The 21,878-nt window shown below is 67.7% G+C and carries 19 protein-coding genes; 10 read left to right on the top strand and 9 right to left on the bottom strand.

Annotated features, from left to right (window positions below):
- Positions 1–12 precede the first annotated feature (12 nt).
- Positions 13–996, top strand: a complete 984-nt coding sequence (locus GGR33_RS00095; RefSeq protein ID WP_425488732.1) for an alpha/beta fold hydrolase — start codon at positions 13–15, stop codon at positions 994–996.
- 151 nt (positions 997–1,147) lie between these two features.
- On the opposite strand, the gene GGR33_RS00090 is transcribed toward GGR33_RS00095, so the two are convergent.
- Positions 1,148–3,469, bottom strand: a complete 2,322-nt coding sequence (locus GGR33_RS00090; RefSeq protein WP_183501288.1) for a Tex family protein — start codon at positions 3,467–3,469, stop codon at positions 1,148–1,150.
- 55 nt (positions 3,470–3,524) lie between these two features.
- Positions 3,525–4,694, bottom strand: coding sequence for a winged helix-turn-helix domain-containing protein (locus GGR33_RS00085; protein WP_183501287.1), 1,170 nt, complete (start codon positions 4,692–4,694; stop codon positions 3,525–3,527).
- A gap of 277 nt (positions 4,695–4,971) precedes the next feature.
- On the opposite strand from GGR33_RS00085, the gene GGR33_RS00080 reads away from it, so the two are divergent.
- Complete coding sequence (locus GGR33_RS00080) at positions 4,972–5,277, top strand: hypothetical protein (RefSeq protein ID WP_183501286.1); 306 nt, start codon at positions 4,972–4,974, stop codon at positions 5,275–5,277.
- Positions 5,278–5,425: 148 nt separating this feature from the next.
- Complete coding sequence (locus tag GGR33_RS00075) at positions 5,426–7,396, top strand: potassium transporter Kup (protein ID WP_183501285.1); 1,971 nt, start codon at positions 5,426–5,428, stop codon at positions 7,394–7,396.
- Positions 7,397–7,406: 10 nt separating this feature from the next.
- On the opposite strand, the gene GGR33_RS00070 is transcribed toward GGR33_RS00075, so the two are convergent.
- The 5 genes from GGR33_RS00070 to oxlT form a co-directional block, all read right to left on the bottom strand.
- Positions 7,407–7,715 carry a hypothetical protein gene (locus GGR33_RS00070; protein WP_183501284.1) on the bottom strand — a complete coding sequence of 103 codons (309 nt, stop codon included), beginning with the start codon at positions 7,713–7,715 and terminating at the stop codon, positions 7,407–7,409.
- Positions 7,716–7,914: 199 nt separating this feature from the next.
- The gene (locus GGR33_RS00065) at positions 7,915–9,465 is read right to left on the bottom strand and encodes an acyl--CoA ligase (RefSeq protein ID WP_183501283.1); all 1,551 of its coding nucleotides are present in this window, start codon (positions 9,463–9,465) and stop codon (positions 7,915–7,917) included.
- A 28-nt stretch (positions 9,466–9,493) separates the two neighbouring features.
- The gene (locus tag GGR33_RS00060) at positions 9,494–10,501 is read right to left on the bottom strand and encodes a ketopantoate reductase family protein (RefSeq protein ID WP_183501282.1); all 1,008 of its coding nucleotides are present in this window, start codon (positions 10,499–10,501) and stop codon (positions 9,494–9,496) included.
- Positions 10,502–10,650: 149 nt separating this feature from the next.
- Complete coding sequence (locus GGR33_RS00055) at positions 10,651–11,415, bottom strand: fumarylacetoacetate hydrolase family protein (protein ID WP_183501281.1); 765 nt, start codon at positions 11,413–11,415, stop codon at positions 10,651–10,653.
- Entirely contained in the window at positions 11,412–12,722 is a 1,311-nt protein-coding gene (gene oxlT, locus GGR33_RS00050) for an oxalate/formate MFS antiporter (protein WP_183501280.1), read from the bottom strand. Before oxlT ends, GGR33_RS00055 begins: the two co-directional genes overlap by 4 nt.
- Here oxlT and GGR33_RS00045 point away from each other — a divergent pair.
- The 5 genes from GGR33_RS00045 to GGR33_RS00025 all read left to right on the top strand — a co-directional run bounded on the left by GGR33_RS00045 (position 12,721) and on the right by GGR33_RS00025 (position 18,335).
- The gene (locus tag GGR33_RS00045; RefSeq protein ID WP_183501279.1) at positions 12,721–12,972 is read left to right on the top strand and encodes a hypothetical protein; all 252 of its coding nucleotides are present in this window, start codon (positions 12,721–12,723) and stop codon (positions 12,970–12,972) included. The genes oxlT and GGR33_RS00045 overlap by 2 nt on opposite strands.
- Before the next feature lie 101 nt (positions 12,973–13,073).
- Positions 13,074–13,622, top strand: coding sequence for an invasion associated locus B family protein (locus tag GGR33_RS00040; protein WP_425488720.1), 549 nt, complete (start codon positions 13,074–13,076; stop codon positions 13,620–13,622).
- A 58-nt stretch (positions 13,623–13,680) separates the two neighbouring features.
- Positions 13,681–14,358, top strand: a complete 678-nt coding sequence (locus tag GGR33_RS00035; protein WP_183501278.1) for a hypothetical protein — start codon at positions 13,681–13,683, stop codon at positions 14,356–14,358.
- A gap of 43 nt (positions 14,359–14,401) precedes the next feature.
- Positions 14,402–16,528, top strand: a complete 2,127-nt coding sequence (locus GGR33_RS00030) for a glycosyltransferase family 2 protein (protein WP_183501277.1) — start codon at positions 14,402–14,404, stop codon at positions 16,526–16,528.
- A 151-nt stretch (positions 16,529–16,679) separates the two neighbouring features.
- Entirely contained in the window at positions 16,680–18,335 is a 1,656-nt protein-coding gene (locus GGR33_RS00025) for a glycosyltransferase family 2 protein (RefSeq protein WP_183501276.1), read from the top strand.
- Positions 18,336–18,397: 62 nt separating this feature from the next.
- Here GGR33_RS00025 and purC read toward each other — a convergent pair whose 3' ends face one another.
- Complete coding sequence (gene purC, locus GGR33_RS00020) at positions 18,398–19,192, bottom strand: phosphoribosylaminoimidazolesuccinocarboxamide synthase (protein WP_183501275.1); 795 nt, start codon at positions 19,190–19,192, stop codon at positions 18,398–18,400.
- 320 nt (positions 19,193–19,512) lie between these two features.
- Here purC and GGR33_RS00015 point away from each other — a divergent pair, with 320 nt between their 5' ends.
- Positions 19,513–20,031: a cupin domain-containing protein gene (locus tag GGR33_RS00015; RefSeq protein WP_183501274.1), complete on the top strand. Its 519-nt coding sequence runs from the start codon at positions 19,513–19,515 to the stop codon at positions 20,029–20,031.
- A gap of 16 nt (positions 20,032–20,047) precedes the next feature.
- Here GGR33_RS00015 and nth read toward each other — a convergent pair whose 3' ends face one another.
- Positions 20,048–20,815 (bottom strand): endonuclease III, encoded by a 768-nt coding sequence (nth, locus tag GGR33_RS00010; protein ID WP_183501273.1) that lies wholly within the window; start codon positions 20,813–20,815, stop codon positions 20,048–20,050.
- A gap of 20 nt (positions 20,816–20,835) precedes the next feature.
- On the opposite strand from nth, the gene GGR33_RS00005 reads away from it, so the two are divergent.
- Positions 20,836–21,357: a DUF2244 domain-containing protein gene (locus GGR33_RS00005; RefSeq protein ID WP_183501272.1), complete on the top strand. Its 522-nt coding sequence runs from the start codon at positions 20,836–20,838 to the stop codon at positions 21,355–21,357.
- The last annotated feature ends 521 nt before the right edge of the window (positions 21,358–21,878 follow it).

The raw sequence follows: 21,878 nt of genomic DNA, 5'->3' as shown, positions 1-21,878 counted from the left end.
ATGAAATGGATCATGCTCCCGCTGCTGCTGGCAACTGCCGGTTTCGGCCTTGCCACCCAGACCCTGGCTGCCCCAGCCGCACAGCCCGCGAGTGTCGCCCAGGTCCCCGCCACCGTTCACTATCGTTCCGCGACGGTCGACGGCGTGAAGGTGTTTTACCGCGAGACCGGTCCGGCCGACGGCCCCGTCGTGCTGCTGCTGCACGGCTTCCCGACCTCGTCGCACATGTTCCGCAACCTGATCCCGACGCTTTCCGACCGCTACCGCGTCATCGCGCCGGATTATCCGGGCTTCGGCCAGAGCGACGCACCGGATCACACCAAGTTCGCCTACACCTTCGGCCATTATGCCGACTTGGTGGACGGGCTGCTCGGCCAGATCGGCGCCAAGTCCTACGCGATGTACGTGATGGATTACGGCGCCCCCGTCGGCTACCGGCTCGCCCTCAAGCATCCGGAGCGGGTCAGCGGCCTCATCGTCCAGAACGGCAACGCCTACGAAGAGGGCCTGACCGACTTCTGGAACCCGATCAAAGCCTATTGGGCCGACGGCTCGGCCAAGAACCGCGAGGCGCTCTCCGGCCTCGTGACGCTGCCGACCACGATCTTCCAGTACACCGACGGCGTGAAGGACGTCTCGCGGATCAGCCCGGACAACTGGGTCCAGGACCAGGCCCTTCTCGACCGGCCCGGCAACAAGGACATCCAGCTCGACCTGTTCCACGACTACGGCACCAACGTGCCGCTCTACCCGCAATTCCAGGCCTTCTTCCGCGACCGCAAGCCGCCGACGCTGATCGTCTGGGGCAAGAACGACAAGATCTTCCCCGAGGCGGGCGCACATCCCTATCTGCGCGATCTTCCGAACGCCGAACTGCACCTCCTCGACACGGGCCACTTCGCCCTGGAGGACAAGCTCGACGAGATGGCGCCGCTGATCCGCGGCTTCCTCGACCGGAACCTCGGCAACCATCCGGCGGGCGCTGCGAAGAACTGACGGACGGCTTGGCGCATTCGACGGGAACGAGACGGATCGGTCGGCTTCAGCCGGGCCGGTCAGTCTCGGCGTTTATGGAACTCGCCATGCGCCACGGCTCATCGATGCCGTATGACGGTTTCTGGGACCCAAGGCGCCACACCGGCTTTCGCTAACGGCGCCGGTTGGCCTCCGCCGCGCGCCGAAGGGCATCGGCGAGGGCCCCGCCTGGCTGCGCGCCGGGGGCCGGTTTCGACTCCGTGTGCCGCGGCTCCGGCCGGGCGCTGGGGCGCTGACCCGGTGCCGGCGCAGCGCGGTCGATCGGATCGTCGAGGCGCATCGAGAGGCCAATCCGCTTGCGGGCTGGATCGACAGAGAGGACGAGGACGCGGACCACGTCGCCCGCCTTCACCACTTCGGCCGGCGAGGCGATGCGCTTGCGGGCCATGGCAGAGATGTGGACGAGGCCGTCCTGGTGCACGCCGATATCGACGAAGGCGCCGAAGGCGGCGACGTTGGTGACCACCCCTTCGAGCTGCATGCCCGGCTTCAGGTCGGTGATCTTCTCCACGCCCTCTTGGAAGGTCGCGGTCTTGAAGGCCGGGCGCGGATCGCGGCCAGGCTTTTCCAGCTCGGCGATGATGTCGCGCACGGTGGGGATGCCGAAGCGCTCGTCGGCGAAGGTGGCGGGCGACAGGCCCTTCAGCACCGTCTCGTTGCCGATCAGGACGCGGATGTCGCTCTTGGTGGCATCGAGGATGCGCCGCACGACTGGGTAAGATTCCGGGTGGACGCCGGACGAGTCGAGCGGATCCTTGCCGCCCTGGATGCGTAGGAAGCCGGCTGCCAGCTCGAAGGTCTTGGCACCGAGCCCGGCGACCTTCTTCAAGCCCGCGCGAGTGCTGAAGGGGCCGTTCGCGTCGCGATGGGCCACGATCTTGCCGGCGACTGTCGCGCCGAGGCCCGAGACCTGCGCCAGGAGCGAGGGCGAGGCCGTGTTCACGTCGACGCCGACGGCGTTCACCGCGTCCTCGACCACGGCCGAGAGCGACTTCGACAACTTCGCCTCGCCGACGTCGTGCTGGTACTGGCCGACGCCGATCGATTTCGGATCGATCTTCACGAGTTCGGCCAGCGGGTCCTGCAGCCGCCGGGCGATCGACACTGCGCCGCGATGCGACACGTCGAGCTCCGGCAATTCTCGGCTGGCGATCTCGGAGGCCGAGTAGACGGAGGCGCCGGCCTCCGAGACCATCACCTTCGCCATCTTGAGGTCCGGCTGGGCGGCCAGGATCTCGGCGGCGAGCTTGTCGGTCTCGCGCGAGGCGGTGCCGTTGCCGACGGCGATGAGCTCGACCTTGTGTTGCCGGCAGAGCCGGCCGAGCGCCTGGACCGTCTCCGCCCAGCGCCGCTGCGGCTCGTGCGGATAGGTGGTCTCGACGGCGACGACCTTGCCGGTGGCATCGACCACCGCGACCTTCACGCCGTTCCGGTAGCCCGGGTCGAGCCCCATCGTGGCCCGGCCGCCGGCGGGGGCAGCGAGGAGCAGGTCCTTGAGGTTGCCGGCGAAGACTTTCACGGCCTCGGTCTCGGCCTTTTCGAACAGGCGCGTGCGCAGATCGGTCTTGATCCCGGTGCGGATCTTGGTGCGCCAGGCCGAGCGGACGGTCTCGAGCAGCCAACGGTCACCGGGGCGGCTCCGGTCGGAGACGCCATGGCGCTTGCAGACGGCGAGCTCGAACGGACCCGGCTGGCCGGCCGGCATGTCCTCGCCCTCGGCGGCGAGCTCGACGTCGAGGATCTCCTCCTTCTCCCCGCGAAACAGCGCGAGGATGCGGTGAGAGGGCATGCGCTCCAGGCGCTCGCTCCAGTCGAAATAGTCAGCGAACTTGGCGCCGGCTTCCTGCTTGCCCTTGCGGACCTTCGACACGGCATTGCCGCTGCGCCAAAAATCCTCGCGCAGGCGCCCGACGAGGTCGGCATCCTCGGCGAATTTTTCGATGAGGATGTTCCGGGCGCCCTCCAGCGCCTCGTCTGTGCCGGGCACGCCCTTGGCAGGCGAGACGTAGGCTCGCGCTGCGGTCTTCGGATCGCTCGACGGGTCGGCCAGCAGCGCGTCGGCGAGCGGGCCGAGTCCTGCCTCCCGGGCGGCTTGCGCCTTGGTGCGGCGCTTGGGCTTGTAGGGGAGGTAGATGTCCTCCAGCCGCGCCTTGGTGTCGGCCGCCTCGATCGCCCGGGCGAGGTCCGGCGTGAGCTTGTCCTGGGACCGGATGCTGTCGAGGATGGTCTTGCGCCGGTCCTGCAGCTCTCGGAGGTAGCCGAGCCGCTCTTCGAGCGTGCGCAGCTGGGCGTCGTCGAGCAGGCCGGTCGCCTCTTTCCGGTATCTGGCGATGAAGGGCACGGTCGCACCGCCGTCGAGCAGCGCAACGGCTGCGGCCACCTGCGCCTCCCTGACTCCGAGCTCCTCGGCGATCAGCAGGGTCACGGACTTCATGGTGTCTCCGGCACTCTCACGGTCGGCGGATGGGCTAGCACGATTTCCCGGAGGTTCACGAGCGACCAGGCATCGTAACGCCCTCCAGGCCAAGCCATCGCGCCATGTCGTCCAGCTCCACGACGAGCGCATCCTGGGCATCACCGGGCGCGTCCGGTTCGAAGTGGACGGCCTGCACCAGTAGCCGCGACGCCTGCCGGTCGGCCTTGAGGTCGACGCGGGCGACGAGGCGGTCGCCGAGCAGGAATGGCAGGACGTAGTAGCCGTGAACGCGCTTCTCGGCCGGGACGTAGATCTCGATCCGGTAGCGGAAGCCGAACAGGCGTTCGGTCCGGTCGCGCTCCCAGATCAGCGGATCGAAGGGGACGAGGAGGGCGCGTGCCTCGATCCGGCGTGGCTGGCGTGCGTCCCGGTGAAGCCAGGCATGGCGCCATCCCGGCACCGAGACCGGGATCAGCACGCCCTCTTCCGCGAGCGAGAGGATGGCGGGCCGCGCCTCCTCGGGCGACAGGCGGAAATAGTCCCGCAATTCGGCGTCGGTGGCGATGCCGTGGGCGGTCGCGGCACGGGCGATCAGTGCACGATGGGCCTCGGCGACGGCGGGCGTCGGCTGGGCCAGGATCTCGGCGGGCAGCACGCGTTCGGGCAGGTCGTAGACCCGCTCGAACCCGCCGCGCCGCGTGGCCGTGGTGATGTGGCCGGCCCAGAACAGCCATTCGAGCGCGCTCTTCACGTCGCTCCATTCCCACCAGCCGGACTGGCCCTGGTGGGCCTCGAAATCCGCGGCGGCAAGCGGGCCTTCTCCGCGAATCCGGTCGAGAAGCGCCATCGCCTCGGCACGCCGCTCGCCGGCATAGGCGCGCATCCTGACCCAACCCGCCTCGCCGCGATCGGCCTTCGCCATCCGCCAGCGCAGAGACGGCTGCAGCGCGAAGGGCAGCAGGGAGGCCTCGTGCGCCCAGTACTCGAAGAGCCCTCGTTGGCGCTTCGGCCCCCAGGCGAGCCGATCGAGATCGCCACGGTCATACGCTCCCAGCCGCGAGAAGGCCGGCAGGTAATGGGCGCGCGAGAGCACGTTGACGCTGTCGATCTGATGCAGATGTAGACGCTCCAGCGTGCGGCGCAGATGCGCGGATCCCGGCACGGGCGGCCGGCGCGCACCGAAACCCTGTGCGGCGAGGGCGATCCGCCGCGCCAGCGGCAAGCCGATCGTTTGGCTGATCATGCGGGCCTTTCGGTATCGGCAGAGCGCGGGACGGGGTGCGCGGCCGAGGTGCCTGTCGCATCCTCGACCAGAGCTGCGCACCCCGCTGGGCTGGCAGAGCTGATCGTTGCCCCTTCACGCGGGGCGACGAGGACCAGATAGGGTCTGCCGGCCGTCGCCGTCAGCACGTCCGAGCCGACAGGTCGCCGCCGCCCTCGCGAAATCTGTCCACAGACGGGGCCTGCTGAACGCAACGGCATCGCGCGCTTCAGCCTGCGTTCAATCGCGATGGCTCAGCTTGAGCCTTGCACGAGCGCCCGTCGTTTCCGACCGGCCGTGCACGGTTCTGGACTTCATGCGCGGCTCTCGGCCCTTCGCCATCGACTTCGTTTCCGGTCTCATCCGGTTCGGCGGGGATGACTCGCCGGCTGGCTCGCCCGCCCATCCCCTGGCGCGCGCCCTCGGCCCCGCGCTCGATACGGCCTTCGGGCTTGAACACGAGGCGCTTTTCCCGGAGGAAATCCGGCTGCTCGTCGAGGCGCTGCACGCGGGTCCGCTCGGGATGCGCGCATCTGCGGCCGAGGCGTTGCTGGAACTCGCCTGACGAAAGCCCCCGGCAAAGTCGGGCGGCCTACCGAATTCTCGCCTCGACCGGCTGTCCGAAGGGGATAGCGTCGGCCGAGCCCTGGACGGCGACGCAGGTTAGGCTACCTCTCCACCTCAACAGTCGCGCTCGGAATCGGAGCCGCACGTTGAGCCAAGCTGCCGCGCCGGCCGTCGACACGCCTCCCGTCGCGCGAAAGCCCGGGGCGGTCCGCCATGCGGCGGGGCCGGCCCTGACGCTCGGGGCGCTTGGCGTTGTCTACGGCGACATCGGCACCAGTCCGCTCTACGCCTTCAAGGAGGCGGTGAAGGCGGCGACCGCTGGCGGCGCGCCTGTGCCCCTGGCCGCCACCGGCGCGATCTCGCTGATCCTCTGGTCGCTGATCCTCATCGTCTCGCTGAAATACGCGGTGCTGATCCTGCGCGCGGACAACCGGGGCGAGGGCGGCATCGTCGCGATGCTGGCGCTCCTCGGCGCACGCCATGCGGAGGCGGGAACGCGGCAGGGTTTGCTGCTCGTCGTGGGCCTGATCGGTGCGGCCCTGCTCTATGGCGATGGCGCGATCACGCCAGCGATTTCAGTGCTTTCCGCCATCGAGGGCCTCAAGGTCGACGCGCCGGCGCTCGGGCGCTTCGTGGTGCCGATCACGCTCGTGATCCTGCTCGGGATCTTCTACGTCCAGCGCAAGGGCGTCGCCACCATTGGGCAGGTCTTCGGGCCGGTGATGCTGGTCTGGTTTCTGGTGCTCGCCCTGATGGGCGTCGGCGGCATCGTGCATGCGCCGCAGATCCTGTCGGCGGTCAATCCGCTGAAGGCGGTGGAATTCGTCACTCATGCCGGCTGGCACGTCAGCTTCGCCATGATGGGCGCGGCCTTCCTCGCCGTGACCGGTGGCGAGGCGATGTATGCCGATCTCGGCCATTTCGGCGCCTCGGCAATCCGCAAGGCCTGGTTCTGCCTCGTGCTGCCGGCGCTGGTCATCCATTATCTCGGTCAGGGCGCCCTGCTTATCGTCGAGCCGGACGCAATCGAGAACCCGTTCTACCGCCTCGCGCCGGATTGGGCGCATTATCCGCTGCTCGCCCTGGCGACCCTGGCTGCCGTGATCGCCTCCCAGGCCGTAATCTCCGGAGTGTTCTCGCTGACCCAACAGGCGATCCAGCTCGGCTTCATGCCTCCGCTGCGCGTGATCCACACGGCGCGGGACGAGCGCGGCCAGATCTACGTGCCGGCGGTGAACTGGCTGCTGGCGCTCGCAACGATCACGGCGGTGCTGATCTTCGGCTCGTCCGATGCCCTGGCCGGCGCCTATGGCATCGCCGTCTCGGCGCTGATGGCGATCACCACTCTGCTCGCGGCGCTGGTCGCCCTGAAGTGGGGCTACAACCCGATCGCCGTCTTCGCGCTGAACGGCGCCTTCCTCGTCGTCGACCTGATCTTCCTCTCGGCCAACAGCGTGAAGCTGTTCGAGGGCGGTTGGTTTCCGCTGGTGCTCGCCTTCACCGTCGCCTTCCTGATGCTGACCTGGCTGACCGGCAACCGCCTGCTGGAGGCACAACGCAAGACGCTCCGCGAGCCGGTCGAGGGCTTCCTGGCGAAGCTCGCATCGGACCCGCCGGTCACGCTGCCGGGCACCGCGGCGTTCCTTGCGGCGGGCGCTGAGGGCATCCCGCTGGCACTCGGCCGGCTGGTCGACCGCAGCAAATGCCTGCACGAGCGCATCCTGCTGATCACCGTGATCTACGAAGAGGAGCCGGTCATCCCCGCCAGCGAGCGGGCGAAGGTGACCCTCGTCGCCTCCGGCATCCGCAAGGCGATCTCGCATCATACGTGCGGCATGGAACGGGTGGTCCTGCGCTACGGCTTCATGCAGACGGCCTCGATCCCCGAGGGCCTGCGCTGCGCGGTAGCGAGCGGTCTGCTCCCGCCCGAATTCATCGAGGACCTGACCTATTTCGTCGGCCACGAGGCGGTCATCCCCTCACCGACCCATCCCGGAATGGCCGCCTGGCGCGAGGGCGTCTTCGCCTTCATGAAGCGCAACGCCGAGCGCACGGGCGCCCATTTCGGCCTGCCGACCCGCCAGGTGGTAGAGGTCGGCACCGAGATCGAGATCTAGCCGAGCCCGATCACTCGTCGTCGTCGGGTGTCGCCTTGAGCCGCTGCTTGGAGGCGACGCATTCGCGCATCGCGTCCTCGATCTTGGCATCCTTGGCGCCCCCATAGATCGAGATGTCGTCGATGCATTTGAGGAAGAAGCCGCTCGTGAAGCCCTCGTTGAGGGAGACGAACGACTTCCCGAAGCGTGTGGCGAGCGCCATCCGGTCCATGGCCGAGGCATTGGCCCAGGCGGTGAGCGGATCGGCCATGGTCAGCGCCTGAGCCGGCAAAGGCAGGATCAGGACCGCGGCCAGCGGCAGGACGGTCTTGATGCACATGTTGCAAAATCCTCCCGATGCTTCTTCTTAATCATCCGGTCGTTATCGCCGGATTCGAAGTGTCATTGGATGTAGAGACTTTTGCCGAATACGCAAAACACAAGACGTCACATCCCGCATCATTTTTGGATGCGAGATTTTAAGTTTATCTTATTCTTCGGGGCCTTGAGCCGAGGGCGAAGATCCGCCCTCGTGACCGTCAGGCCAGCCCGAGCTTCTCGGCCAGCCCGATGCGCTGGAGCTTGCCGGTGGCGCCTTTCGGGATCTCGTCGAGGATGACGATCTTGGCCGGCACCTTGAAGGCCGCGAGCCGCTCGGAGGCGAAACTGCGGATCTCCTTCTCGAGAGCCGAGGCCCCCTCGCGCAGTACGATCGCGGCGCAAACGTCCTCGCCGAGCTTGTCGTGGGGCACCGCGAAGGTCACGCACTGGGACACTGCGGGGTGATCCATCAGGATCTCGTCGACCTCGCGCGGCGAGATCTTTTCGCCGCCGCGGTTGATGATCTCCTTGAGGCGCCCCGTGATCGTCAGATAGCCTTCCGGACAGAGCACGCCCTGGTCGCCGGTGCGGAACCAGCCCTGCTTGGTGAAGGCCCCCTCATTGGCTTTGTCGTTGTTCTCGTAGCCCGGCATCACGTTATCGCCGCGGATGACGATCTCGCCGGTCTCGCCTGCCGGCAGCGGCTCGCCGTCATGGTCCACCACCGCGATCTCGGGACCGGCGGCGAGGCCGACCGAACCGGGGCGGTTCGGCTTGGGCGGCAACGGGTTCGAGGCCATCTGGTGGGAGGCCTCGGTCATGCCGTAGGCCTCGACGACCGGAGCGCCGAAGGTCTCTTCGAGCTCGCGCAGCACCTGCGGCGGAAGAGAGGACGAGGACGAGCGGATGAAGCGCAGAGGCGTCGACTCGATGATCTCGCGGTTGCGCGCGGCGCGGCCGAGGATCGCCTGATGCATGGTGGGCACGCCCGTGTACCAGGTGGGCTTCACCTCCTCCATCCAGCCGAAGAACTTCAGCGCGTTGAAGCCCGGCGAGCAGCAGACCTGGCCGCCGGCCGAGAGCGGGGCGAGCACGCCCGCAATCAGTCCGTGGATGTGGAACAGTGGCATGATGTTGAGGCCGCGATCCTCCGGCGTGAAGGCCAGCGCCGTGCGGATGTTGCGGGCCGAGGCGCAGACGTTCGACTGCTTGAGCGGCACGATCTTCGGACGCGACGTGGTGCCCGAGGTGTGCAGGATCAGGGCGATGTCGTCGGGCTCGGCGCGGCCGCTCTGCTCGGCCGGACTGGCTGCCTCGCCGGCGAAGGCGAGGGTGAAGCTGCCGGCGCCCTGGTCCGGCGTCGGGGTCAGGCGGGCGACGGCGAGGCCGAGCTTCTCCGCGACGGCGACCGAGGCCGACTCGCTGCCCTCGGCGACGATGAGCAGCTTCGCGTTGAGGTCGCTCATGTAGAATTCGAACTCGTCCGCCTTGTAGGACGGGTTGAGCGGGGCCGAGGTCGCGCCGGAGGCGACCGAGATGAAGGCCGTGGCCATCTCCGGCCCGTTCGGCAGCACGATCGCCACGCGGTCGCCGCGGCCGATGCCGTGCGCGTTCAGGTCGGCGACGGTGCGTTCGGCCAGCGCACGAAGCGCGGCGAAGCTCAGCGGCACGCCGCCGGGGCTCGACAACGCCGACGCATCATCGGCGCCGTGCTGGAGGAGAGCGTGGAGGGTCGTCGCTGACGGGGGAGCAGATGCGGCCACGGTCATTTTCCCTGCGATCTGAATGGTCCGAGACTCAAGCCTGCGCGATGGCGAGACGGCCGTTCGCCGTCTCGAGGCTGCGCGCCAGGAGCCTCATCAATGCGTAAACGGTATCGATGTGGGGCGTCGGCACGCCGACGAGCCGGCCCAGCTCGATCACCGAGCCGACCAAGGCCTCCAACTCGATCGGCCGGCCGGCCTCGACGTCCTGCAGCATCGAGGTCTTGTGCGCGCCGACCTTCTCAGCACCGGCGATGCGCTTGTCGATGCCGACGCGGAAGGTGACGCCGAGCGTGTTCGCGATCTTCTCGGCTTCCTTCATCATCGCGATCGCGAGCTCTCGCGTGTCGGGGAAGCGGCAGATGTCTTCCAGCGTCGCGTGGCTGAGCGCCGAGATCGGGTTGAAGCTGAGGTTGCCCCAGAGCTTGAGCCAGAGCTCGGCCCGGATATCGTTGGTCACCGGCGCCTTGAAGCCGGCCTTGGTCAGGCGCTGCGAGACGTTGAGCGCGCGCTCGGATTTCGAGCCGTCGAGCTCGCCGAGGCCGAAGCGGTTGCCCTCGATCACCGTCACGGTGCCGGGATCGGTCAGCACGGCGGCCGGATAGACCACCGAGCCGATCACCTGGCGCGGGTCGAGATGCTGCGCGATCAGTCCGCCCGGATCGGCGGTCTCGAGCTGCGTGCCCTCGTATTGGCCGCCATGGCCACCCGAGAAGTACCACCACGGAATGCCGTTCTGCATGGTGACGACGACCGTCTCGGGGCCAATCAGGTGCTTGAGATCGGCCGCGATCGGCCCGACCTGGTGCGCCTTCACCGTGAGCAGCACGATGTCGTGCCGGCCGGCCTCCTCCATGGAGCGCGTCGCCTTCACGTTCCTGGCGTGGATTTCCTTGCCGTCCTCCTCGATCAGCCGAAGGCCGTCCTTGGCGATGGCCGCCGCGTTGCTGCGGGCGATGAAGGTGACGTCCTCGCCGGCTTCCGCCAGCCTGACTCCGAGATATCCGCCGATGGCTCCGGCGCCGACGATCGCGATGCTCATGCCTGTGTCCGTGTCTGGTTTCCGTCGAGGCCTCGACCGGGATCGTGATCCGGCAGACGCCTCTCGTCGTATCGTTCAAACCTTGGGCTGGCCGGTAATACTATATGCCAGTCCAGCAGAGACACCTGTCCCTTGGTCTTGCTCGACCTCTACTCGAAGCGGTTGGAGAGGGCGCCGATTCCGTCGATCACCACGTCGACGGTGGCGCCCTTCGGAATCGGTCCGACGCCGTTGGAGGTGCCGCAGGCGATGAGGTCGCCCGGCTCCAGGGTCATGCCCTGCGAGAGCAGCGACACGAGGCGGGCCGGCGGGAAGACCATGTCGGAGACCGGATAGTTTTGGCGCTCGCGCCCGTTCACCAGCGTGCGCACCGTAAGCGTCGCCGGGTCGAGGCCGGTGGCGATGACGGGGCCAAAGGGCGAGAACCCGTCGAGGCCCTTGGCGCGTACCCATTGCGCGAAGCTCGCATCCGCCTTGAGGATGGAGGGCGCGGTGACGTCGTTGGTGCAGGTGTAGCCGAAGATCGCGTCGGCTGCCGTTGCCTCGTCCGCGTCGCGGATGCGCTTGCCGATGACGATGCCGAGCTCGCCCTCGTAGACCACGCGGCCGGCCGCCTCGGGGATCGGGATGACGGCGCCAGACGCGGCGTAGCTGCTCGCGGGCTTCACGAAGAACAGCGGCGCCTCGGGAAGCGTCAGCTCCTGCTTCTCCGCCATGGCGTGGAAGTTGTTCCAGAGCGCAATCAGCTTCGAGGGGCGGCAGGGCATCGCGACAGCGACCTCGGCGAGAGGCAACGTCTCTCCGGTCGCCGTCGGCGCGCCGAACAGGTCGCCCTCGAAGACGGCGATGCGCTCGCCGTCGAGCTGGCCGAAGCCCTCGCGGCCGTCATGCGTGTAGCGGATCCAAAGGGTCATGCCGCGGCGCTCCGGGCGACGACGCGGGCGCGCCAGGGCTTCAGCACGGCGATGGCGAGCAGCGAGGCCAGGATGTTGGCGCCGGCCGCGACCAGGAAGACGCCGTTCCAGTTGCCCGAGCTCTGCTGCAGATAGTTCGCGGCCGGAACGAGCAACGCTGCCGTACCCTTGGCCGTGTAGAGCAGGCCCGCATTGGTCGCGGCGAATTTCGAGCCGAACGTGTCCGTGCAGGTCGAGGGGAACAGCGAGTAGATCTCGCCCCAGGCGAAGAACACGAAGCCCGAGAGCAGCACGAACCACAGCGGGTCGTGGCCCCAGAGGTAGAGCATGTAGATGCCGCCGCCTTCCATGGCGAAGGCGATGAACATGGTGTTCTCGCGGCCGATCTTGTCCGAGACCCAGCCGAAGAACGGACGCGTCAGACCGTTGAGCACCCGGTCGATCGTCGCCGCGAAGGTGATCGCCACCATGGTCAGGCCGAGGATCGTCACGGGCACTTTGTCGACGCCGATATCGGCGGCGATCGGCTTCAGGTTGGCCGTGATCATCAGGCCTCCGGCGCCGACGATGACGAACATGAAGTACATCAGCCAGAAAATCGGCTGACGGGCGACCTCGGACGGCGTGTAGTTGCGCCGGGTCTGGATGACGTTGGTCTGAGCGGGAGCCTGCGGCAGCTGCCCCTTCTTCGGAGAGGCGAGCAGCAGCGCGAGCACGCAGACGATCACGCCCTGGCCGATGCCGAAATAGAAGAAGGCGGCCTGGAAGCCGTGGTCCGAGATCATCCATTGGATCGGGGCGACGGTGAGCGCCGAGCCGGCACCGAAGCCGGCCGCGGTGATGCCGGCGGCGAGGCCGCGCTTGTCCGGAAACCACTTCAGCGCACTGCCGACGCAGGTGCCGTACACCGCGCCAGCGCCGATGCCAGCGATGACCTGGCCGAGATAGAACAGGTTCAGCGTGTCGGCGTAGGAGTTGATCACCCAGCCGATGCCGCAGAGCAGACCGCCGAACAGCACCACGACCCGCGGGCCGTACTTGTCGACGAACCAGCCCTCGATCGGCACGAGCCAGGTCTCGAACAACACGAACAGCGTGAAGGCCCACTGGATCGCGGCGCGATCGAAGCCGAACTTCTTCTGGATGTCGGGGACGAAGAACGTCCAGCCGTACTGGAGGTTGGCGATCATCACCATGCAGATCACACCGATGGTGAGCTGGCCCCAGCGGCCGAATGCGGGAGCGGCCACCGCAGAGCCGGCATGAGTGTCCGGACCGGACACGGGGTCGGCGGCATGCAGGGCCATGAGCGCTTCTCGACGTCCGCTGTTTGAGTTTTTCTTGTCGGTTTCGGTTCTAGTTCAACGCATTTTGAATACAACAACCATCACCTGGCTGGGACCTTGGGACTCGCCGCAAAATATTTGGCTTCATCATCCAAAAAATTTGAACTTCATCATAGGCATTGGTGGCTGGCTGCTTTCGATCGAGGCCGCCGGCACGGATCGAACGTACAGCCAAGTCGCTGGCGCAGCGGGGTGTTCTCGCGCAGCCTGATCGCTTGACAGGCGACCGCCCGCCATGGTCGGAACACCCTGGCTTTTCGCGGTTGCTCAGACCGATTGCGGGGCCACCGTGGTGCGAGTGAGGAACGGCGCGTGAGGCTGAGCATGGGGTTGCGACGGGCGGACGGACCGGCTTCGGTTCGCTATCTGCCGGGGCTGCTCGTGGCGCTGGCTCTCGTTCTCGGCTTCGCGGCGCCGAACGCGGCCCGCGCGCAGGGCGAAGTCCGCAAGACCTTCGACGACTGGCAACTGCGCTGCGAGACGCCGGCCGGCGCCAAGGCCGAGCAATGCGCCCTCGTCCAATACGTCGCCGCCGAGGACAGGCCGAACCTCTCGCTGGTCGTGATCGTGCTCAAGACGGCCGACAACCGCGGCTATTTGCTGCGTGTGGTCGCCCCGCTCGGCGTACTGCTGCCGTCGGGCCTCGGCCTGAAGATCGACGCCAACGACATCGGCCGCGCCGGCTTCGTGCGCTGCCTGACCACGGGCTGCGTCGCCGAGGTGGTGATGGATGACGGCCTGATCCGCACCTTCAAGAGCGGCAAGCAGGCCACCTTCATCGTCTTCCAGACGCCGGAGGAGGGGGTCGGCATCCCGCTCTCGCTCAAGGGTTTCGACACCGGCTTCGAGTCGATGAAATAAAATCGTCCGATTTCGGTGCCAGAGGCGCTGCGGACGAGACGAATCGGAACACGGTACCATGCGGGGACGGGGTCATTTGGTTGCGGCGCTCGCGCTGTCGCTCGCCGGGATCGGCGCGGCGCAGGCGGAAACGGGCGGCTTCTTCAAGAACATGTTCGGAGGTGGCGGCGGCGGTGGTGGCGAGAGCGGCGGCGGTGACGCCACTCCGCTCCTGAGGGGACCGAAGCTCCAGGATCCGGACGAGGCCTATTGTCCGCAGATCGACGTCCGCGACGGCGGAGCCGCCATCCAGGCCTATGCGGGCGCCCCCGGCGATTCCGGCCGCCTGCGCCACCAGATCACCTTCGGCCAGATGAGCCGCGAATGCGGCGTGCTGCCGGGCGGCGCGGTCCGCGTGCGCGTCGGCGTGCAGGTGCGAGCGCTGCTTGGCCCGGCCGGCGGGGCGGGCACCTTCGATGCGCCCCTCACCGTCTCGCTGAAGTACAACGACAAGGTCGTGGCCACGCATACGCGCCGGGTCGCGGTGTCGATCCCGGCAGGCGCTGCGCTCGGCCAGACCTCGGTCGTCGACGACGGATTGCAGGTGCCGGCCGACATGGCGGTTGGCTACGAGATCGAGGTGGCGCTCGCCGGCACGGCGCCCAAGCCCAAGGCCAAGAGCGCGGGCCGCCGCACGCGAAAAGCCCCGGCCGAGGCCGTCGCGGCCCCGGCAGAACCGGCGCTCGACGCCCAGTGAGAGGGGTGACGCGCGCGAGGGCGTCCCGCATAAGCCGCGCACCATGGAGCAGGCCGCCGCGTCCCCATTGCCGCCACCAGGCCCGGCTCAGCATCGGGACGCTGCCGCCATCGCGCCCGTAGCGCGCCGCGATCCGGCTCGGCGATCGGGGCGTTGGCTCGGCCGCGACGCCACGTATTCCCTCGAATCCATCCTGGCCCCGCTTTTCGACCGGCGCCTGGTGGTGGAAGGCCGGCTGCGCGACCGTTGGATCGTGCTGAGCTATCGGATCGACCCGTCCGCGGCGCCGTCTCGGCCGATGATCCGGTTGCTGCGCACCGGCGGAGCGACGCAGGACTTCATCATGCCGGGGGTGGTGTTGGGGGCGGCCTCTTGGCTCGGCCTGATGCCTGCCGATCTCGACGAGATCCAACTCGCGGCCGAGCCGGGCTTCACCCTGGAGCGGGTCGGCCTGCGCAGCCATCCGAGTGTGTGGGCCGAATGCCTGCGGAAACGCCCGATCCGGGTCGTGCCCGCACTCTACAACCGGCTGCGGGGCGACGAGCGGCGCTACCGCGATATCCTGCGCGGAGCCTGCGCCGTCACCCGGTTCTCGCACTACGCCGAGTGGCGAGAGGAACGTCTGCGGCCGGCCGCGGATGCCGGCTCCGGCGTCGGCTCCGTGATCCGCCTGATCCTGCCGGCGCGCCGCTCCGACGCCGCTGCGCTCCGCCGGACGGTGGCGAGTTTGATCGCGCAGGATCACGAGGCTTGGCAGGCGACGATCGCCTGGTTCGGCGAGACGGCCTCGGACCCGCCTCGAAGCGAGCCGATCGGTCCACCGGACGCGCGCATCACCGAAACCACTTGGGACGAGACCGCCACCGCTGCCGCCATCCTGGGCGGCGCCGACGCCCTGGCCCAACTCCGGCCCGGCGACGAACTCCGGCCCGAGGCGCTGGCGATGCTGGCCAGCAGGCTCGCCGCCGACTCAGCCGATCTCGTCTATGCCGACGAGGAGGTGGCGACGCCCTCCCTGCGCCCACGGCTCAAGCCCGATTGGAGTCCGGACCTCGCTCTCGTCACCGGCTATCTCGGCCGCCCGACGCTGCTGTCGCGAGCACTCTGTGAGCGACTGGACGAGTGCCCGGTCGGGCCGTCCGACGGCACGGCGCTCACCCTGGCGGCCGTGTCCGCTGCTAGCGCGGTCGCCCACGTCCCCCGCATCCTCTGCCGTTCCGAACCGACTCCCGGCGAAACGGCCGAGCATGGGCCAGCACTCGACCGGCATCTCACCCGTATCGGCTCGCCGGCCCGGGCCGCGATGGCCGGCAGAGTGCTCGACCTGCATTGGCCGGTGCCGCAACCGGCGCCGCTCGCGAGCATCGTCATCCCGTCCCGCGACCGGCTCGACCTGATCGGTCGCGTTACCGAGGGCGTGCTGCGCCAGACCGACTATCCCGCGATCGAACTCGTCATCGTCGACAATGGTTCGACCGACCCGGCGGTACTGGAGCTCTACGACCGGCTGCGCGCCGATCCGCGTGTGCGCATCGAGCCCTACCCGCATCCCTTCAACTTCTCGGCCATGACCAATGCCGGCGTGCGTGCCGCCAGCGGTCGTGTGCTCGTGCTCCTCAATAACGACATCGCGGTTCTGGAGCCCGGCTGGCTCTCGGCGATGGTGGGGCAGGCCGTGCGGCCGGAGGTGGGAGCCGTTGGCGCCAAGCTTCTCTATGAGGACGGCACCCTGCAGCATGCTGGCGTCGTGGTCGGCCTCGGGGGCCGAGCGGGCCACATCCTGCGGCGGCGGCCCGGCGACACGGCCGGCCATCTCGGCCGACTGAAGGTGGCGCACGAGGTCTCGGCGGTGACGGCGGCCTGTCTTGCCGTCGAGCGCCAAAAATTCGATGAGGTCGGCGGCTTCGACGAGGAGACCTTCGGCATCGATTTCAACGACGTCGACTTCTGCCTGCGTCTCGGCGCCCGCGGCCTCAAGACGATCTGGACGCCGAAGGCCACCCTGTCGCATCTCGAATCGGTCAGCCGCGGCCGGCCGAAGGGCGAGGAGCGGCGCCGCTTCGAGCGCGAGGCGGATGCCTTCGCCGCGCGCTGGCGCGACGTGATCCGCCACGACCCGTTCTACCACCCGGCGCTCTCGCTCACGACCTTCGGCGAGGATCTGGAATAGTGGGGGCTTCGACATCCGTCATTGCGAGCCGCAGGCAAAGCAATCCAGAGCTGACGGGCCATCGTCGCGTGTGTGGCCCTGGATTGCTTCGCTTCGCTCGCAATGACGGAACGAGCACGCGCGTGTCGTCGAACCGAGGGCGCGCTGCCGGATGAGCAAGCGCGACGCGTCTTCCTCTGCTACCCTGCCTGCTCACTTGCGCTTCACCACTGCGCCAGAACGCGGCCTCTTAAAAATCGCCGCCGCGCTCTTGCGCCAACCGCGCGACGCGCGCGCCATCGCCTGGGCGCGACTGCGGGGAAAACGTCTCCGGGCGCGGCAGAAGCTCGCGGCGCTCGCCGGCATCGATCACCGGCTCTGGCTGCCGCAGCATGCCCGGCACGCGCCGGAGGCACCCTCGGCGCTCGCGGCCCATGGGATCGACGCGCTCGCTCCCGATCGGCTTTCGGAAATGCCCGTCGGCGCGGCACCGCTGATCGTTCTGCTCCCGGCCGAGCACCAACTCGTGGCGGGCTCGGCTCAAGCCATCGCGAGGGTCTTTTCGGAGAACGAGGCGGTTCAGGCCCTCTATGGTGATGCCCTGGCCGAGCGCGAGGACGGCTCCGTGCTGCCGGTCCTTCGTTCGGGCTTCGATCCCGATTTCCTGCGGAGCCTCGACTATGTCGGTCCCGTCGTGGCGTTACGCCGCGAGGCTCTCGCCGCCTTCGGTGAGAATCTCGCGGCTGGGGCGGAGGCGCTCGACGTCTGCCTTCGTATCGATGCCGCGGGCGGCCTCGTCCGCCATCTCCCCCGCATCCTCTCGCTCTCGCCCTTGGCCGCCCTCGCCGATGGCGATCATGCGGCACGCCTCGCCGTCGTGCGTGCCGATCTCACGAGGCGCGGGGAACCCAGCAACGTCTCGATCGAGAACGCCGTCATCACCGTCGCGCGCCCGCTGCCCGAGCCGCGCCCGCTGGTCAGCCTGATCGTGCCGACGCGCGACCGGCTCGACCTGCTTCGGCCCTGCATCGCCAGCCTCCTGGAGCGCACCGACTGGCCGGCCAAGGAAATCCTGATCTGCGACAACGGTAGCCGAGAGCCGGAAACGCTCGCCTATCTGCGCGACCTCGAAACGCGCGGCGTCGCCCATGTGGTCGCCTGTCCCGGGCCGTTCGACTTCGCCGGCATGAACAACCGGGCGGCCGAGGCGGCGCGGGGCCGATTGATCGCCTTCGTGAACAACGACGTCGAGGCGTTCCGGCCGGACTGGCTGGAGCGGATGGTGCGCGAGGCGCTGCGGCCGGGCGTCGGGGCCGTCGGGGCGAAGCTGCGCGACGGCGAAGGCCGCATCCAGCATGGCGGCATCATGCTCGGGACGGGCGGGGGCCTCGTCACGCACGGCCACCGGCATTTTCCAGGAGATGCGCCTGGCTATCTCGGGGCGCTGCTGGCGACGCATCGGATCTCGGCCGTCACGGCGGCCTGCCTCGTCGTCGAGGCCCAGAAGTTTCGGGAAGTCGGCGGTTTCGATGCCGAGCGTTTTTCCGTCGACTTCAACGATGTCGACCTGTGCCTACGCCTGAACGGGGCCGGCTACCGCACCCTGCTGGTGCCTTCGGCCGTCTTGCATCACCGCGAGGCGGCAAGCCGCATCCGGTCACCAGAGGCCGAAGCACGGCACGCCCGAGAGGTCGCGAACCTGCAAAAAAGATGGGGGCCGCTGCTGGCGCAGGACCCCCATTATCACCCCGGCTTCGACCCGGATCTGTCGACCCACGCGCGGCTGCGACGAGGTTGGACAGGGTTGGAGCCGGCTCAGCCGCGATAGATCGCTCCGCCGTCATTCCGGGGCTCGGAGCGAAACCCGGAATGACGGTGAGGGCGACGAACCTACTGCACCAGCCGTGGGCCGCCGGTCTGGACCTTTTCGTTCTCGGACATGATGCCGAGTCGCTTGGCGACTTCCGTGTAGGCCTCGATCAAGCCGCCGAGATCCTTGCGGAAACGATCCTTGTCGAGCTTGTCGGCGGACTTGATGTCCCAGAGCCGGCAGGAATCCGGAGAAATCTCGTCGGCGACGACGATGCGCATCATGTCGCCTTCCCAGAGACGGCCGGTCTCGATCTTGAAGTCGACGAGGCGGATGCCGACGCCGAGGAAGAGACCGGACAGGAAGTCGTTGACGCGGATGGCCAGCGCCATGATGTCGTCAATCTCCTGGGGGGTCGCCCAGCCGAAGGCGGTGATGTGCTCTTCCGAGACCATCGGGTCGTTGAGCGCGTCGTTCTTGTAGTAGAACTCGATGATCGAGCGCGGCAGCTGGGTGCCTTCCTCGAGGCCGAGCCGCGTCGCCAGCGAGCCGGCGGCGACGTTGCGCACCACCACCTCGAGCGGAATGATCTCGACTTCACGGATCAGCTGCTCGCGCATGTTCAGCCGGCGGATGAAATGCGTCGGCACGCCGATGTCGTTGAGGTGCTGGAAGAGGAACTCGGAGATCCGGTTGTTCAGCACACCCTTGCCGTCGATGACCTCGTGCTTCTTCGCGTTGAAGGCGGTCGCGTCGTCCTTGAAGTGCTGGATCAGCGTCCCCGGCTCGGGACCCTCATAGAGGACCTTCGCCTTGCCCTCGTAGATGCGACGGCGGCGGTTCATAGGCGTGTACCGTGGTTTGAGGAAGTCCATGGGCCGGGGCTCCTTGCGGGACTGGCACCTGATGCGGAATCCGCGGCGCGGCGACCCGGAGCGGGGTCGGGCGGCGGAAGACGTCGTCGCCGAAATCTGCCGCAGCCGGCCGCCAAACTACCCGATGCGAAAAGGCAGCACAACGCACGGGACTTGCAGAGCAGGCAGCCGGATTCACCGAGAGCGGTCTCGCGGTCCGCTCGCCGAGCCTGAGTCCACCGGTCATGCCCGATGCCGCGATGACGGTTCCGCGATCACGGGCAACCCAGCCGGCGCGGCCGCATTCTCACCGAGCGCGGGCTGCCGCGCTGGGAGAAATCATGACCATTATCGTTCCGAAGCGCCGGGATCTTCTAACCGGCTCTCTCGCTGCGGCCGCCGCGAGCGCGTTCGGTGGTCTCGGCGCGCAGGCCGCGGGGGTCGATCCGAGCATGACCATCGTGGTTCCGCCGGAGAAGATCCCGTGGAAACCGCTCTACAATTTTCCGCCGGGCATGGCGGAGGCGGCGGCGATGACGGGCTCGATCAGCGAGCCGGGCCAGTACTACGTGCTGATCCGCTGGCACCAGGGCTACATGAGCGCGCCGCACTGGTACGAGACCGATCGTATGTGCGTCGTGCTATCGGGCGTCTGGTATGTGGCGAGCGGCGAGGATTTCGCGCCCGACAAGACCGTTCCGGTTCCCGCCGGCTCCTACGTCCGCCGCGTCGCCAAGACGCCGCACTACGACGGCGTCATCAAGTCGGCGCCCGAGCCCGCCGTGATCGCGATTTCCGGCATCGGGCCGATTCACTACCACCTGACCGATGAGAGCAAGCCGGGCTGGCGCGAGGTCTGAGGCGGCCCAGTGGCCGTCAGGCCGCTCCGATCTCCATGGTCTTAGACGGATAGCGGCACAGATCGACGATCGGGCAGCGCGGGCATTCGGGCTTGCGCGCCTTGCAGATGTAGCGCCCGAACAGGATCAGCCAGTGGTGGGCGTTGAGCAGGAACGGTTCGGGCACGATCCGCTCGAGGGCCGCTTGCACCTTGTCCGTGGTGGCCGCGACCGCGAGCGGGATCCGATTCGCCACCCGGAAGATATGGGTGTCGACGGCGATGCGCGGGATGCCGAAGGCGACGTTGAGCACCACGCTCGCCGTCTTGGTGCCGACGCCCGGGAGCACTTCGAGTTCTTCGGCCGTACGCGGCACCTCGCCGCCATGGCGCTCCACCAGGATGCGCGAGAGCGCGATGACGTTCTTAGCCTTGGTGTTGAACAGGCCGATGGTCCGGATGGCGTGGCGCACGCGCTCCTCGCCGAGATCGAGCATCTTCTGCGGCGTATCGGCGATGGCGAAGAGCGGTGTGGTGGCGATGTTCACACCCTTGTCGGTCGCCTGGGCAGAGAGCACCACGGCGACGAGCAGCGTGTAGGCGTTGACGTAGTGCAGCTCGGCCCGCGGTTCCGGATTCGCGTCGCGCAACCGCGAAAAGATCTCGAAGAGCGTCGCTGCGTCGACGGGTTTCGGCGCTGTCTCGACCCGCGCAGCGACGGGCTTCTGGAGCCGGCCCACGGCCTTTGCGGCTCGGCCGGCTTTCGCCGTCGGTTTTGTCACGGGCGGCGTCTTCCTGGCGGGCATCCGGGCGTTATATTGCCCCGATGGCGAGCGGCAACCTCCATGCCCATCCCGACGGTCTCGATCCGGACGCGATCGACCGTCCGATCTACGCGGCGGTGATCCGGCCGCATCAGTCCTTGAGCCGGGACGGCTTCCGTCTCGTCATGGCGGCCTGCTGCGCGGTCTCCCTCGTCACGTCGATCGCCTGCCTGGCAAAGGGGTTCTGGCCCATCGCCGGCTTCTTCGGCCTCGACATGCTGGCGCTCTACGTCGCGCTCAAGGTGAGCTTCCGGCGCGGGCACTCCTTCGAGGAGGTGGCGATCTCGCCGATCGAGGTGTTGCTGCGGCGGGTGAGCCATCGGGGCGAGCGGCGCGAGTGGCGCTTCAATCCGCTCTGGACCCGTTTAAGTCGTGTCGAGGACGAAGAATTCGGCCTCAGAGCCCTCACGCTCGTCTCTCGTCATGAGCATGTCGCAGTCGCGCGCGATGCATCACCCCCGGAGCGCGAAGCCGTCGCCCAAGGACTGAGCCGGGCCCTGGCCCAGGCGAAGAAGGGCTACTGAGGCAGCGCGCTCGTACAGATTGCAGGCCATGGTGCGCTGCCCTCGCGGCAGGCGTTTTTCATGGTGCAGTGCATTTTCGGGTTGACGCCCGATCGGGCCATCCGTATATCGCTGTCCATCGGCGCCGGCCGCGAAAGCAGCTCGGTGGCCTTCGCATCTTCTGAACAATCCGCGGGATGGCTCCAGCGACAGCTGGGCGGCCTGCTTTTGCCTCTAAAGATGTGAACCTGTCGGTTTCGAGACGATCTGGATCTTCTAGATTTTTCGAGTTGACAGGGGTTCGGAGGGGCTCTAAACGGCGCCTCCACTTCGAAACGGAAAGCTTCAACGAAGCTCAGGTGACGAAGAGAACTACAAAAGATCTTGACTTCATCTTCGGGATACCGAAAGAAGACTGGGTCTGACGCCAACGAGAAAATTCACTTCTTCGAATTTTCCCAGTTGACATGGTTTCGGTGGCGCTTTAAACGGCGCCTCCACTTCGGGACGGGGCCGGTTGATCTGGTTCTGAACTGAGGGTG

The sequence above is a fragment of the Methylobacterium brachythecii genome, from assembly GCF_014196345.1.
In the GTDB taxonomy this organism is placed as follows: Bacteria; Pseudomonadota; Alphaproteobacteria; order Rhizobiales; family Beijerinckiaceae; genus Methylobacterium; species Methylobacterium brachythecii.
The sequence above is the reverse complement of the archived record's forward strand: the minus strand, read 5'-3'. Positions and strand labels throughout refer to the sequence as shown.